General features: G+C 62.0%; 13 protein-coding genes and 1 pseudogene. 11 read left to right on the top strand and 3 right to left on the bottom strand.

Annotation, left to right across the window (positions count from 1 at the left end; genetic code table 11):
* Positions 1–102: 102 nt before the first annotated feature.
* The 7 genes from pdxY to queF all read left to right on the top strand — a co-directional run bounded on the left by pdxY (position 103) and on the right by queF (position 5,096).
* Positions 103–1,005 carry a pyridoxal kinase gene (pdxY, locus tag ON753_RS22240; RefSeq protein ID WP_377047058.1) on the top strand — a complete coding sequence of 301 codons (903 nt, stop codon included), beginning with the start codon at positions 103–105 and terminating at the stop codon, positions 1,003–1,005.
* The gene (locus tag ON753_RS22235) at positions 998–1,729 is read left to right on the top strand and encodes a DUF429 domain-containing protein (protein WP_265965562.1); all 732 of its coding nucleotides are present in this window, start codon (positions 998–1,000) and stop codon (positions 1,727–1,729) included. The genes pdxY and ON753_RS22235 overlap by 8 nt, the downstream gene beginning before the upstream one ends.
* A gap of 54 nt (positions 1,730–1,783) precedes the next feature.
* The gene (locus ON753_RS22230) at positions 1,784–2,539 is read left to right on the top strand and encodes a hypothetical protein (RefSeq protein ID WP_265965560.1); all 756 of its coding nucleotides are present in this window, start codon (positions 1,784–1,786) and stop codon (positions 2,537–2,539) included.
* Between the two features lie 144 nt (positions 2,540–2,683).
* Complete coding sequence (gene queC, locus ON753_RS22225; protein WP_265965558.1) at positions 2,684–3,373, top strand: 7-cyano-7-deazaguanine synthase QueC; 690 nt, start codon at positions 2,684–2,686, stop codon at positions 3,371–3,373.
* Entirely contained in the window at positions 3,366–3,743 is a 378-nt protein-coding gene (locus ON753_RS22220) for a 6-pyruvoyl trahydropterin synthase family protein (protein ID WP_265965556.1), read from the top strand. Before queC ends, ON753_RS22220 begins: the two co-directional genes overlap by 8 nt.
* Positions 3,740–4,468 carry a 7-carboxy-7-deazaguanine synthase QueE gene (gene queE / locus ON753_RS22215; protein ID WP_265965554.1) on the top strand — a complete coding sequence of 243 codons (729 nt, stop codon included), beginning with the start codon at positions 3,740–3,742 and terminating at the stop codon, positions 4,466–4,468. Before ON753_RS22220 ends, queE begins: the two co-directional genes overlap by 4 nt.
* Positions 4,469–4,628: 160 nt before the next feature.
* Entirely contained in the window at positions 4,629–5,096 is a 468-nt protein-coding gene (gene queF, locus ON753_RS22210) for a preQ(1) synthase (RefSeq protein WP_265965552.1), read from the top strand.
* 108 nt (positions 5,097–5,204) lie between these two features.
* On the opposite strand, the gene ON753_RS22205 is transcribed toward queF, so the two are convergent.
* The 3 genes from ON753_RS22205 to acnA all read right to left on the bottom strand — a co-directional run bounded on the left by ON753_RS22205 (position 5,205) and on the right by acnA (position 10,307).
* Positions 5,205–7,052: a DUF1963 domain-containing protein gene (locus tag ON753_RS22205; RefSeq protein WP_265965550.1), complete on the bottom strand. Its 1,848-nt coding sequence runs from the start codon at positions 7,050–7,052 to the stop codon at positions 5,205–5,207.
* A 168-nt stretch (positions 7,053–7,220) separates the two neighbouring features.
* Positions 7,221–7,433 (bottom strand): hypothetical protein, encoded by a 213-nt coding sequence (locus tag ON753_RS22200; protein WP_265965548.1) that lies wholly within the window; start codon positions 7,431–7,433, stop codon positions 7,221–7,223.
* A gap of 198 nt (positions 7,434–7,631) precedes the next feature.
* Positions 7,632–10,307, bottom strand: coding sequence for an aconitate hydratase AcnA (acnA, locus tag ON753_RS22195; protein ID WP_265965546.1), 2,676 nt, complete (start codon positions 10,305–10,307; stop codon positions 7,632–7,634).
* Between the two features lie 730 nt (positions 10,308–11,037).
* On the opposite strand from acnA, the gene ON753_RS22190 reads away from it, so the two are divergent.
* The 4 genes and pseudogenes from ON753_RS22190 to ON753_RS22175 form a co-directional block, all read left to right on the top strand.
* Positions 11,038–11,334: a GIY-YIG nuclease family protein gene (locus tag ON753_RS22190; protein ID WP_265965544.1), complete on the top strand. Its 297-nt coding sequence runs from the start codon at positions 11,038–11,040 to the stop codon at positions 11,332–11,334.
* A gap of 591 nt (positions 11,335–11,925) precedes the next feature.
* The gene (locus ON753_RS22185) at positions 11,926–12,585 is read left to right on the top strand and encodes a DUF4129 domain-containing protein (RefSeq protein WP_265965542.1); all 660 of its coding nucleotides are present in this window, start codon (positions 11,926–11,928) and stop codon (positions 12,583–12,585) included.
* Positions 12,582–13,904, top strand: a complete 1,323-nt coding sequence (locus tag ON753_RS22180; RefSeq protein WP_265965540.1) for a hypothetical protein — start codon at positions 12,582–12,584, stop codon at positions 13,902–13,904. Before ON753_RS22185 ends, ON753_RS22180 begins: the two co-directional genes overlap by 4 nt.
* Positions 13,894–14,843, top strand: a pseudogene (locus ON753_RS22175) (AAA family ATPase); the annotation flags it as partial. The gene ON753_RS22180 and the pseudogene ON753_RS22175, both read left to right, overlap by 11 nt.
* Positions 14,844–14,881: the final 38 nt, after the last annotated feature.

The following is a 14,881-nucleotide window of genomic DNA, read 5'->3' as shown; positions in this document are numbered from 1 at the left end:
CGAAGACAAGTTGCTCTAGCACTTTAAAGGCGATCAACTTTTCTGCATTCACGTCGATCCACCTGAATGCAGGTTGATCTGATCCAACAAGGATTTAGTCACATGATGCAGCCGCCGGGGGCGCCCGCGCCACACAAGAATCCGATCCTGGTGATCACGTCCCAGGTGGTGAAGGGTGGCATCAGCGGGCGCGGACTGACCTTTGCCCTGGAACGGCTTGGCCATGAGGTCTGGTTCCTGCCGACCATCCTGCTGCCCTGGCATCCGGGCCACGGCATGGGCACGCGCATCGTGCCGCCATCGGAAAGCTTCGCGGCGATTGCGGAGGAACTGGCGGGGACGCCCCACCTGAACCGGATCGGCGCGGTCGTCTCCGGCTATCTCGGCAGCACCAAACAGGCCGGCGCCATCGCGGGCATCGTCAAGGCGGTCAAGAAGGCCAATCCGCAGGCCCTTTACCTGTGCGATCCGATCATCGGCGATTATCCGAGTGGCGGTCACGGCGGGCTCTATGTGCCCGAAGAAACGGCAGAGGCGATCCGCGACCAGCTCGTGCCGCTTGCCGATATCGTGACGCCCAACTGCTTCGAGCTCGGCTGGCTGACGGGCAGCACCATCGAAACCGAAACGCAGGCCCTGTCGGCCGCGCGCTTCCTCGGCAACGAGCGGGTTCTGGTGACCTCGTCCCCCGCCCTGCGCCGCAATGCGATCGCCAATCTCCTTGCCGGGCCGCGCGGCGCCGTTGCCGCCGAACACGCCGTCATCACCGATCCGCCGAAAGGCACGGGCGACCTGATCGCGGGGCTGTTCCTGGCCAATCTGCTCGCCGGGCTCGACGACGAGGAAGCCCTGAAACGGGCGTCCGCCTCGGTTTTCGAACTGGTGGCCAGGAGTGTCAAGAAAGGCGCGGACGAGCTGCTGTTTGCGGAGGAGCAGCAATCGGTGGTCCGGGCCATGGCGCTGGTGACCTCCCGGCGCGTTCTGGAAGCAAAGGCCCGTGCCTGACGGGCCCGACATCCGGGTTGCCGGCGTCGATGGCTGCAAGGCGGGCTGGGTCGCCGTCCTGCGAAATCTCAACAGGCCGCAGGACCTGCGGCTCGAAATCTTCCCGGCCTTCGCCGCCCTTGTGAAATCCACCGCGGCCGTCATCGCCGTCGATATGCCGATCGGCCTGCCAGACCGGATCCTTGCCGGCGGCCGCGGCCCGGAAAAAGCCGCCCGCAGGCATCTGGGCATGCGGCAGTCCTCCGTCTTCACCGTGCCCTCCCGGGCAGCGGTTTACGAGGACGACTACCTTGCCGCCTGCGAAACGGCGCTGAAGACGTCGGAGCCGCCGAAGAAGGTCTCCAAACAGTGCTTCCACCTCTTCCCGAAAATCCGGGAAATAGACGCGCTGATGACGCCGGAACTGGAAGCCCGCGTCTTCGAAGTCCATCCGGAACTCGCCTTCTGGCGCCTCAACGGCGAGAAGGAGATGAGCCTGCCGAAAAAGATCAAAAGCCGCGCCAACGCGGAAGGCCTGGATCAGCGCCGGGATCTTCTCGTCTCCCTTGGCCTTCCAAAGAACTTCCTGGATCAGGCACCACCGCGCGGCTGCGGGCGGGACGATCTCCTGGATGCTGCGGCAAACAGCGTGATTGCCGAGCGGATCCACCTGGGACGAGCCGAACCGTTCCCGAAGGATTTCCGCCGGGACGGCAGGGGCTTACGGATGGCGATCTGGGCTTAGCTCGACCGTAGGACGACGGCCGGGTTGCTTTAAGGGAAATCGGGGGATTGGTCGTTGAACCGTTTCGTGAAAATTGTGCTGCATGGATCTTTGATCGTCTTTCTCACGCTGTTGACGCAAATCGGTGGGCTGGCTTGGATGGTCGCGTTGTTCTCCAGGTGGCGCACCCTTACATTTTTCGCCGTTTACATTTGCCTGAGTGTTTCGGCAATTTGGCTGGCACCATCCATAAGCGGCAGAGTCGCCCTGTCTTGTTTTGCCGATGAAACTTTGAAGGTTCAGTCGTGGCTCTATTGCGGCCTTAACCGAAATTACGTCTCTCGGGAGCTTAAAGCGGTCCTGGATGACCTAGCGGCAGAAACGAGTGAGGCGTTCCCCGAAACCCAAACGCTCGTCCTCGATGGAAGCTTTCCCTTCCTCGATGGTTTCCCTTTGCTTCCGCACTTGTCCCATGACGACGGCGACAAGGCGGACTTGGCGCTGTACTATATGGACGGCTCCGGTTACCTCCCGGGCGCGACGCGATCGCCCATCGGTTACTTCGCATTCGAGCAAGGGCCGACGGACTGCCCACAAAACATCCTAACATTGCGATGGGACTTCGAACTGTTGCAGCCCTGGTGGCGTGATCTGAAGCTCGAACCCGCAAGATCACGGTTTGTCTTGAATTGGCTGGCATCAAACGCGCGTGTCGGAAAGATATTTCTGGAACCACACCTGAAATCCCGTCTCGGGACAACGGGATCTAAAATACGCTTCCAGGGCTGCCGGGCCGCGCGCCACGACGATCATATTCATTTCCAGCTCTGACGAAGGCGATCTGGGCGTAAATGAACCGGAAAATCCGGGCTTCCCTTCCCTTTTTTCCAATTTCTGCTAAAAGGCCCGCGTTCCCGATAAGGGGACCACCGGTCGCAGCCTACCCGGTGCCAGCGAAAACAAGGGACCAAATCGTTGAAAACACTCGTCATCTGTTCCGGCGGAATGGATTCCGTCACGCTTGCGCACAAGGTTGCGCGCGAGCATGAACTGATCGGCCTCGTTTCTTTCGACTATGGGCAGCGCCACAAGAAGGAGCTGGACTTTGCGAAAGCGTGCGCCGATGAGCTCAACACCGAACATATCCTGATCGACATTTCCAATATCGGCCGCCAGCTGACCGGCTCGGCGCTGACCGATGACGTGGACGTGCCGGACGGGCACTATGCCGAAGACACCATGAAGATCACCGTTGTGCCGAACCGCAACGCGATCATGCTGACCATCGCCTACGGCATTGCCGCAGCGCGCGGCGCACAGGCCGTTGCGACGGCCGTTCATGGCGGCGACCACTTCATCTATCCGGACTGCCGCCCGGCCTTTACCGAAAGCTTCGAGACCATGCAGCGCCATGCGCTGGAAGGCCTGGGCGAGATCAGCCTCTTCACGCCCTATGTCCGCACGTCCAAGGCGGATATCGCGGCGGAGGGTCTGGGCCTCGGTGTCGACTATCGCAGGACCTGGTCCTGCTACAAGGGCGGCGAAGTCCATTGCGGGCGCTGCGGCACCTGCGTGGAACGGCGCGAGGCCTTTCACCTGGCCGGCGGCAGCGACCCGACCGAATACGCGGACCCGGAGTTCTGGAAGGCGGCCTGCCATGTTTAGGATCACCAAGGAATTTCACTTCTCCGCCAGCCATCGGATCCTGGGACTTGGCGAGGATCACCCCTGCGCCCGCCTGCACGGCCACAATTACGTAGTCGAGGTGGAGCTGATGTCGGATGTGCTGAATTCGATCGGCTTCGTGCGCGACTACCGTGAACTGGGCGAATTCAAGCGCTATCTCGACGAGACGCTGGACCACCGTCACCTGAACGACGTCCTGGGCGACGACTGCGTGACCGCCGAGACCCTTGCACGGTTCTTTTTTGACTGGTGCAGGCAGCGCTGGCCGGAAACCTCGGCCGTGCGCGTCAAGGAAACCCCGAAAACCTGCGCCGAATACCGGCCACATCCCGGAGTGAAGGCGGCATGAGCGGCGACCTGATCCGGGTCAGCGAGATTTTCGGCCCCACCATCCAGGGCGAAGGCGCCCTGATCGGCCAGCCGACCGTGTTCGTGCGCACCGGCGGCTGCGATTACCGCTGCAAGTGGTGCGACACGCTGCATGCTGTCGACAGCGCCTACCGGGACCAATGGTGCCCGATGACGCCGGAAGCGGTCATGATGCAGGTGGAAATCCTCTCCGGCGGCCAACCTCTGACGGTTTCCCTGTCCGGCGGCAATCCGGCGATCCAGCCGCTTGGCGACCTGATCGACCTAGGCCACGCGGAAGGCTACCGCTTCGCGCTGGAAACCCAGGGCAGCATCGCCAGGGACTGGTTTTCCACGCTCGACGTCCTGACGCTCAGCCCGAAGCCGCCCTCCAGCGGCATGGCAATCGACTGGCAGAAACTCGCCGAATGTGTCGAGGCGGCCGGCCCGGGCACGCAGGTGGTGCTGAAGGTGGTGATCTTCGATGAGGCCGACTACGCCTTCGCCCGCGACGCTGCCGCCCGCTATCCGGACCTGATGCTCTATCTCCAGCCCGGCAACCACACGCCGCCCGCGCCCGAGGACGCCAACGGCGCCATCGACATGGCCGGCATCATGGACCGCATGCGCTGGCTGGTGGACAAGGTCAGCTCCGACCGCTGGTACACCGCCACGGTCCTGCCCCAGCTGCACACGCTGATCTGGGGCAATCTGAGAGGCGTTTAGCAGGTATCTGGCCGAGCCTCGCAACACTCAACAGCCTCATCCTGAGGAGCGAGCCTGCTCGCGTCTCGAAGGATGGCGGCACACGAAAGAGCAAGCGGCCCATCCTTCGAGACGGACCTGACGGTCCTCCTCAGGATGAGGTCTGTTTGAGGAAAACCTCATGACCGACAAGAGCATTTACGAAAACCTGACCCAGCTCGGCGCATCGACCGAGCTGCCGGACGATCCGGAAAAAGCCGTCCTGGAAAAGGTGCCGAACCCGCAGGCGGGGACAAAATACATGGTCCGCTTCGTCGCCCCGGAATTCACCTCGCTCTGCCCGATCACCGGCCAGCCGGACTTCGCCCATCTGGTGATCGACTACGTGCCGAAGGATTTCCTGGTGGAAAGCAAATCGCTGAAACTCTTCCTCGGCGCCTTCCGCAACCACGGCGCGTTCCACGAGGACTGCACGGTCTCCATCGCGAAACGCCTGGTCGACCTGCTCGACCCGGAGTGGCTGCGCATCGGCGGCTACTGGTACCCGCGCGGCGGCATCCCGATCGACGTCTTCTACCAGACCGGCCCGGCCCCTGAGGGCGTCTGGATCCCGGACCAGGGTGTGGCGCCGTACAGAGGGCGCGGGTGAGGGCTGGTGCCGGCCCGGCAAAGCTGGCGTTCGAACCCTGCGTCGGCCTCACGCAATTCCCGAGAGTGGACAAGCCACAAACGAGAGCCATGCAATGTCAAAGCTTCGTCAGTGACATTCCAGAATCGCAATAGCCTTATCAAACCGTCCTTCAGCGAGGTTTTTCGTGGTTAATTCAAAATAGACGATCCCGGAATCGCCCCATGCCCAATTCATGGCATTGTCGGATGCCAGATGGAGCAGCGTCAGACTACCCGTAGGCCCTATGCGCGGCGTGGACTGGAGGGCATCGAACTCTCCTCCCACGCGGTGGGGCCGATTGTCATAGAGTTGCCGCCACCAGGGTTCGAATTGCGCCAGAACTGCCGCCGGAATGAGAGATCGGCGATGCGGGTCGACATAATAATCCGACACAAATTCATGCAGTCCAATCGCTTTCGCGTCGTATAGCGACAACAATGAAACTTCGCGCTCATGGCCTGCGAAACGCCTGGAAATATCCTTCGCCTCTCCCCGGAAAGTGAAGTCGAAATAGCTGGTTCGCGTCCGTTTCAGCCAAGCTTCCACACGGTCCCATTCGCCTACGGGCAGCTGAGTATCCGGGTCCTGCGCAAGATATCCATCAAGCATATCCTGCAGTTTTTGAAGAGCTTCGGCCCGCCATCGTGCATTGGCATGAATTATGTCACGTCGATAGTCTTCTAGCGCAGCACCTGAGGGATAGCGCCCCAGCAGAGCTGAGAGGCGAGTTTGGGAGTCAAGGTATTTCTCTGTCTTGCTGAGACGGTGCGATATTTTTTGGGCTTCATCGCTTTGAGTATCTTCAATTGCCTCTGCTTCCCTGCGCCGATCTTCAGCCCGCTGCTTCAGCGCCCTGAGGTCTGGAATAAGCGAGATAAATGCATCCGGATCGTTCAGGCCTTGCAAGACACTGTCCGGCAACTCCGGGCCTATCGTCTGCCGCTTTAAGCGACGTGCGATATGGCTGAGTGCAGCAATAGCCATGGTCGAGGTAAAAGGATTGACCGGCTGAAAACGATCGTCGGACACTTCCTGGCCGCGGTAGAGCTCTGATGCAAAGTTCGCTGGCGCAACTGTAAGCAAGCCATCGACGTCATTAACCTTATTGGCAACGGTCACAAGTTCGACCGGCCAACGGCGCCAAGATTTCGGAACTTCACCAACATCTTCGACATAGTCATAGCTCGGCCCTGCATAAACGCCGTCATGCACAGGCCCGATTTCGGCGGGCGGCTGCCTCTCCACACCAGGCTCGAGTGTGTGCAGGACCTTGCAGCCTTCGTCTCCGGTTGGTTCACACGTGTTCGGATCTATGAAGAACAGCAGCCAACCTACCCGTGGGCCAAGGCCACCCCACACTTCTTCCGGAAGATCCGCACAGCAGATCTGGGCGAGGAAATGCAATGGCATCGGGTCCCTGCCCGGATAATCGCGCGAGGTCGACTTGGGCCAGGACACGTTCTCGGGCATCATCGGCAGGCCACCCAGCCATGAGCGTGGCGGCTCGTCGTCCCGGATCGGCACCTGCCGGCGCAGGATCACAGAAATCGTTTCCTGCACTGTATCCGGAACTTCCGTCCGACCGGCGGCGATTTCGAACGGGTCGGCGCGAGCGTCCGCCGCGTTGTTGCGCCGCCCAAAGGAACCGCTGGCTTCGTGCAGAACGGATGAAGGTGAAGGATCATGATAGGCCGGTTCTGGCCGAGACTGCTCGCCATGCCGATTGGCCCGATTGCCAATCTCCTCCAGGACCTGATGCACGCGGTCGATGTCGATCGTCGCCGCATCAGCCTGCTTCGCCCTTCTTTGTTTTCCTCGAAAGATCGAGAAAACAAGCTTTATTAGCATCCCGATCATTAGCAGCATGATGATCAGGAAAAGCGTTGTCCCGGCTATGAATACGATGACGGCTTCGCTGAAAATTGCTTCAAACATTCCAGACCCCGAAAAAGCCAATGACGGCTTGCCACCATTGTCTAGCACCGGCCTCCTAATTGCAGGTGAACACTGCCTGAAGAAGCAACCCTGGCGAGAACGGAAGACGGGCCCGGCAGGGATACTGTAAATCTTCGGCTGTTAGCTGAGCGTGCCCGCTGAAGCGTCTCAAACGCGCGGCTGATCCGGTGAGGCCGCTCTCCTCGAGCGATTCCGCATGGAAAAATCGGCCTTCGGGGCAAGGATCTTCTGCTGGCGCTCCTCGGACACGGACAGCTTCCTGACCTTTGTCTGCGTCCACATGGAATTTCGCCAGGAAATTGCGGCCAGGACGAGAGCTCCGAACACGGCGAGGCCGGTGAGTGTCAACAGCATAAACATGGTGCCAAGGTCCCCGACTGACTCAATCATCTGAAAACCGGGGCGGTTCGCGCGCCCCTGAAGGGAGGTTTTACAAGCAGGGTTGGCATATTCCGGTAAAGAACCGGGTAAGAATTTCGAGACAATTGTCGGAACCGGATCCACAAAAAACGGGCCCCGAAGGGCCCGCTCATTCAACTCAAATCCGGCTGACCGAAATCAGCTCGTCACCAGGTTCCTGAGCACGTAGTGCAGGATGCCGCCGGCCTTGATGTATTCCAGCTCGTCCAGCGTATCGACGCGGCACAGGCACTCGATGGTCTTCGTTGTGCCGTCCTCGTAGGTGACCTCCACATCCATCATCTGGCGCGGCTGGATGTCGGCGATGCCCTTGATGGTCACGCGTTCCTTGCCGGTGATGTTGTGGGACTGCCAGCTTTCGCCTTCCTTGAAGGTGAGCGGGACAACGCCCATGCCGACCAGGTTGGAGCGGTGGATGCGCTCGAAGGACTGGGCGATCACGGCGCGCACGCCGAGGAGGTTGGTGCCCTTGGCGGCCCAGTCACGGGAGGAACCGGTGCCGTATTCCTTGCCCGCAAAGACGACCAGCGGCACACCGGCTTCCTTGTACTCCATGCAGGCGTCGTAGATCCACTTGGTCTCCCCGTCCTTCTGGGTCACGCCGCCCTCGACACCCGGAACCATCTGGTTCTTGATGCGGATATTGGCAAACGTGCCGCGCATCATGACCTGGTGGTTGCCGCGGCGCGCGCCGTAGGAGTTGAAGTCCTTCTGGGCGACCTGATGCTCGGACAGGTACTTGCCTGCCGGGCTGTCCAGCTTGATGTTGCCGGCCGGGGAGATGTGGTCGGTGGTGATCGAGTCCAGGAACAGACCCATGACCGCCGCATTCTCGATGTCCTGGAGCGGTTTCGGCTCCATTGTCATGCCTTCGAAATAGGGCGGGTTCTGGACGTAGGTGGAGGAGACCGGCCAGGAGTAGGTCAGGCCGCCTTCCACCTTGATCGCCTGCCAGTGCTCGTCGCCCTTGAAGACGTCCGAATAGCGCTCGCGGAACATTTCCTCGTTGATGGAGGAGCGGATGAGGTCGGTGATCTCTTCCGTGGTCGGCCAGATGTCCTTGAGGTAGACCGGATTGCCGTCCTGGTCTTCACCCAGCGGGTCTTCGGTGATGTTGACGTTCAGGTTGCCGGCCAGCGCATAGGCGACGACCAGCGGCGGCGAAGCCAGGTAGTTGGCGCGCACATCGGGGTTCACGCGGCCTTCGAAGTTGCGGTTGCCGGAGAGCACCGAGCAGGCGACCAGGTCGTTGTCGCTGATCGCCTTGGAAATTGCCGTGTCGAGAGGACCGGAATTGCCGATACAGGTCGTGCAGCCGTAACCGGCCAGCGTGAAGCCGAGGGCGTCGAGATCGTCCTGAACACCGGCCTTTTCCAGATAGTCGGTCACGACCTGGGAGCCGGGCGCCAGTGAGGTCTTCACCCACGGCTTGACCTTCAGGCCCTTCTTCAGAGCGTTGCGGGCGACAAGACCGGCGCCGATCAGGACCGTCGGGTTGGACGTGTTGGTGCACGAGGTGATCGCGGCGATGACCACGTCACCGTGTCCGAGATCGTAATCCTTGCCGTCGACGGCAACGCGCCTGGACACATCGCCTGCCATCTTGAACTCGTCCGCCATGGTCTTGGCGAAGCCGGTGGCGGCATCGGAAAGGTTGATGCGGTCCTGCGGGCGCTTCGGACCGGAGATGGCCGGGACGACGGTGGAGATGTCGAGCTCCAGCGTGTCGGTGAACACCGGCTCTTCGGTTCCCAGGCGGAACATGCCCTGGGCCTTGGCGTATTCCTCGACGAGGGCGACGCGGCCCTTGTCGCGGCCGGTGGCCTCCAGGTATTTCAGCGTGTCGGCATCGACCGGGAAGAAGCCGCAGGTCGCACCATATTCCGGCGCCATGTTGGCGATGGTGGCCGCGTCTTCCAGGGTCAGGTTGTCGAGGCCGGGGCCGTAGAATTCGACGAACTTGCCGACAACGCCCTTCTGGCGGAGCATTTCGACGACGCGCAGAACCAGGTCGGTCGCGGTGATGCCCTCGTTCAGCTTGCCCGTCAGCTTGAAGCCGACGACTTCCGGGATCAGCATGGAAATCGGCTGGCCGAGCATGGCCGCCTCCGCCTCGATGCCGCCGACGCCCCAGCCCAGAACCGCAAGGCCGTTGACCATGGTCGTGTGGCTGTCGGTGCCCACCAGCGTGTCCGGATAGGCGACGGTTTCGCCATCCTCTTCCTTGGACCAGACGGTCTGGGCCAGGTATTCCAGGTTCACCTGGTGGCAGATGCCGGTTCCGGGAGGCACGGCGCGGAAATTGTCAAACGCGGACTGGCCCCAGCGCAGGAACTCGTAGCGCTCCTTGTTGCGCTCATATTCCAGTTCGACGTTCTGCTTGAAGGAGTCCCTGGTGCCGAAATAGTCCACCATCACCGAGTGGTCGATAACGAGATCGACCGGCACCAGCGGGTTGACCTTTTTCGGGTCGCCTCCGAGCTTCACGGCCGCATCGCGCATGGCGGCAAGATCGACAACGGCGGGAACGCCGGTGAAATCCTGCATCAGGACGCGCGCCGGACGGTAGGAAATCTCGTGGGAGGACTTGCGGGTCTTCAGCCATTCGGCGCAGGCGAGAATATCTTCCTTCGTCACCGTGCGCCCGTCTTCGAAGCGCAGCAGGTTTTCCAGGACGACCTTGAGCGAAAACGGCAGCCTGGATACACCTTCCAGGCCGTTTTTCTCCGCTTCGGGAATGGAGAAGTAGGTGTAGGTCTTGCCGCCGGCGGTCAGCGTCTTCTTGCATTTGAAACTATCGAGGGACTGGGTCACGACGTGCGATCTCCTTAAAGGTCCGTGGCAGCCGTGCCGCGTCTGACTGGCTGCCGGTCATAAATCTCTGGCGGGTTCCGATGGAACCGAACATGCCCTTTTGGGCTTATTTCGCGCTGCATCTCTCACCGGCAAGGGGGCCGGACAGGAAAGCACAGCACTGCTTCGCCGCCCCTATACAAAACTTTGGCCGCGATCACCAGCAGTCAGGCGCGGAAGACTTCACTCCCGCAAGCCTCATCCGATGCCGAAATGTGACCGGCGCAAAGCCCGATGGGGCCGCTGGCGCGTTTTATATACAAGCGTATACAAAAATAAAGCCCCTCTTTTGGTGAGTTCCGAATATTGGGGAGGGGCGAGGGGCCACGACCTGCGAACTTCCTCCCGATGAACGCGAAACCGGTCTTGCAGGTCGTGTCGCTTGTTCCGAATATGCCGCCCATGCTTCGAGACGGGCCTAATGGCCCTCGTCAGCATGAGGGAGGGGGAGGCAAGTCAGTGGTTGTTCACCGAGCGGCGGAGGTGAGATTTGCAAGCCTGTCTCCAAGTACGACCTCTTCCTGACGAGCGAGCTTGCTCGCGTCTCGAAGGATCGGCCCTTGCTCGGAGTATGTCGCTCACGCTTCGAGACAGGCCTAACGGCACTCCTCAGCATGAGGGAGCGGGTGGCAGGAAACGGGGAAGATGTGTCCCGCATGACAACATGACCTTCTCCTGCTAGAGGACGTTCATGGGGGCAACAGTCTACATTCTCAGGTGCTCAAACGGCAGGTATTACACGGGGATCCCCCGGAAGGATCTGGAAACCCGTGTGAGCGCACACCAGCAAGGCATCCTTGGCGGGTATACGGCGCGCTACAGGCCGGTCACGCTCGTATTCGATTGCCACTTCGACCGGATAACCGACGCAATCGCGTGCGAACGGCAGATCAAAGGCTGGAGACGGGAAAAGAAAGAAGCCCTTATTCGCGGGGATTTTGAAATGCTTCCCGCTCTTTCCGGACGTGGAACGAAAGCCTCCAAATAGCCGCACAGAGGACCCGGGCGAGGCGCGATGCCACGTCCCGGTCTGCTCGCGGCACTTTCCGAACAAGTGGCACATCCTTCGAGACAGCGCTTCGCGCTTCCTCAGGATGAGGACTCAGAACGGGGACGGACTTGTGCTTGGGCACCGAGAAGTTCACCGCCGCCCCTTGCTCAACAACCACAGACTTGTCTCCTCTCTCCCTCATGCTGAGGAGGGCCGTAAGGCCCGTCTCGAAGCATGGGCGGCATACTCCGAGCAAGCGGCGCATCCTTCGAGACAGCGCTTCGCGCTTCCTCAGGATGAGGACTCAGAACGGGGGACGGACTTGTGCTTGGGCACCGAGAAGTTCACCGCCGCCCCTTGCTCAACAACCACAGACTTACCTTCCCCTCCCTCATGCTGAGGAGGGCCGTAAGGCCCGTCTCGAAGCGTGGGCGGCATACTCCTCGCTCTTCAGGATGAGGATGTGCCTCCAGACGCGCTTGCAAGGAGCAACAGCTGTCTATTGCACCACCTCGGGCTTGCCAGTAATAAATCGGTATGCATCGGTTTTTGTTAAGTCTTGTTTTGTTGATTTTATCCGCATCTTTCATGCCGCCGCATGCGCAGGAGGCCGTGCGGGCGCCTGTGGAGATCGGCGAAGCCGGCCGGGAGTATCTGCGCTCGACCCGTCTGCGCGGCATCGACCCGGAAGTTGCCTATTTCGATCCGTCCGCGCCCGCGCCGGACCTGGACACGCGGCAGGAGCCGGAACGCCCGGCCGCCCGGGAAGAACCGGACGGCAGCACCGAGGAAAAGTGGCTCATAGGCCTGATTGCCGGCGGCATACTGGCCGCGATCGCCTATGCTTTCCTGCGTTTCGGCGGCGGTCTGGCCGTCTCGCTGAAGGACAACGCGGTCAATCCGGGCAGCAGACGCCTGAAGGGCCAGCCCAACGCCCCTGCCTGGGCCGAAAAGCTCGGCACGTTCGAGGAAATCCTGCGCATGAAGGACCGGCGTCGGGCGCTCGTCCTGATGACGCAGAAGGTGCTGACGACGATCGTGGCCGCGAACGGCATATTGATGCAGCGAAGCTGGACCGCGCGCGACACCCTGCGCCACATCCCGGACAGGCAGGGGCAGCTCGACACCTTGCGCAACCTGGTCATGGCAAGCGAACGCGTGCAGTTCGGCGGGCGTGACGTCAGCGAGGAACAGTTCCAGTCGCACGTTGCCACCGTCCGGCGATTGCTGGGGGCCGGCACATCATGAGCGAAACGGCAGCGACATCGGCCCCGCGCCCGCTGCGTCCGGAGACGGTCGTCATCGCGCTCGTCTGCGCGATCGTGCTGGCCGCCGGCTGGTACGTCATGTCCCAGCGCCAACAGGCGCTGCGCAGCTCGCCCGCCGGGCTCGACGGATTGCAGGTCTGGCTGACCTCGAAAGGCGTCAGCGCGCAGAACTTTGCCGGCGGCTGGCTGATGGACCAGACCTCGATCGGGCTCCTGGTCCTGCCGGTCTATGACACCGCGCTGGACGAGGAGCGCGAGCGGCCGACGACCAAGGAAGAGCTTCTGCTGCAGCAGGACGAATATGATCTGAATTTCCCGACTGTCGCCGACAAGGCGCTGCGGGTGCCGACCCTGGTGGTCCTGCCGAAATGGCGCAGCGGCATGCGTCTGACCGGGCTTGCCCATCCCATTCTGAACGTGGAGCAGGAGCGGCTGCAGGCGACCTTGCGCAAAGTGACCGGAGACCGCACGGCCGCGCCCGTCCTTGCCGAAACCGCCTTCACCGACTTATCCTATCGCTCGTCGGACGGGCAAGACCTGCGCGCCACCATCTATGCCGCCCAGATGTTCGCGAGCGACGCCTGCACGCCGATCATCGGACGCGAAGATGCCATGCTGCTTGCCGATTGCTCCCTTGGCGTGTCTGACAAAGGCAGCGGCGGACGGGTTCTGGTGCTCTCCGATCCGGATCTTCTCAACAATCACGGCCTGCGCCTCGGCGACAACGCGACGATCGCGCTGGACTTCATTCGCTCGAGAGCCGAAGACCGCAATGTGGTGATCGACTACAGCCGCTCCACATGGCTGCGCAATCCCGAGACCGACCCCGTCCGCGAGCGGACCTGGGCCGATCTCGCGCGGTTTTTCGGCCCGCCTTTCCTGACGCTTTGGCTCGGCGCTGCATTGACCCTGGCGCTGTTCTTGTGGCGTGCGGCGCTCAGATACGGGCCGGCCCTGCCGGATCTGGCCGCGCCGGGCGCCAGCAAGCTGCTCGCGGTGCGCGCAAGAGCGCGGCTGATGCGGCTTTCCGGCCAGGACGGCGCCCTGGTCCACGACTATGCGGCCGCACGCATCGCGGCAACGGCCGCCGCGCTCTTCGGCCCCGCCCACGCGCGCCATTATGCCGGCGAAGGGGCCTTCCTGAACTACACCGAGCGCCGGCATCCGGCCGAGGCCCCGCGCCTGCGCGGGGTGCTGGGTAGAATCCGGCAACTTCCCGCCCGCCTGCCGGCAGCGGCAGCCATCCAGCTTATCGACGAATTGGAACAGGTTTTGGAGAACATAATCAATGACGCTTGAAGCCCTGCGCGAACGTACGGACGCCTTGAGGGCGGAGATCGGGCGCACCGTTCTCGGCCAGGACGAAGTCATCGAACTGCTGCTGGTCGCGCTGCTCGCGCGCGGCCACATCCTGCTCGAAGGCCCCCCGGAACCGCCAAGACTCTGCTCGCCCGCAGCTTTGCCGCCGCGCTGGAGCTTGACTTCGGCCGCATTCAGTTCACGCCTGACCTCATGCCCGGCGACGTCCTCGGCACGTCGATCTTCGACTTCCGCACCAACGCCTTCGTGCTGACCAAGGGCCCGGTCTTCTCCCAGGTCCTGCTGGCCGACGAAATCAACCGGGCGCCGCCCAAGACCCAGGCGGCCCTCCTGCAGGCCATGAGCGAGCGGATGGTCACCATCGACGGGACCGACCATGCGCTTGGCAAGGAATTTCTCGTGGTGGCGACCCAGAACCCGATCGAGCAGCAGGGCACCTATCCTCTGCCCGAGGCGCAGCTCGACCGGTTCCTGTTCAAGCTGGTGATCGATTTCCCGCCGGAGGATATCGAAATGGCGATCCTCAGCCAGCATGCCGCCAAACCGCTGGAAGCCGGCATGGAAACGGCGGCACTCTCCAAGGTGCTGGACGCCGCCGCCCTGGCGGAAACCCGTGAGCTGGTCGACAGCATCATCCTCAAGGACGACATTCTGGCCTATGTTCTGCGCCTGGTGCGGGCCACGCGGCAGAGCTCGGAGATCGCTTTCGGCGCCTCCACCCGCGCCGCCGACGCGCTTGCTAGCGCGGCGCGGGCGATGGCGGCCCTGAACGGGCGGGACTTCGCGATCCCCGACGATGTCAAGCGGTTGTTCATCCCGGCGATGCGCCACCGGATCGTGCTGGGCCCGGCGGCAGAGATCGAGGGACGCAGTCCCGAGCAGGTCCTGGAGAACATTCTCAACCAGATCGAGGCCCCCGCTGATCCGGCCATCCAAACGACTGCTCGCACTCGGCG

This window comes from Roseibium salinum (genome assembly GCF_026240905.1).
Classification (GTDB): Bacteria; Pseudomonadota; Alphaproteobacteria; order Rhizobiales; family Stappiaceae; genus Roseibium; species Roseibium salinum.
Note: the sequence above shows the minus strand (reverse complement) of the source record. Positions and strands in the feature narration are given on the sequence as shown.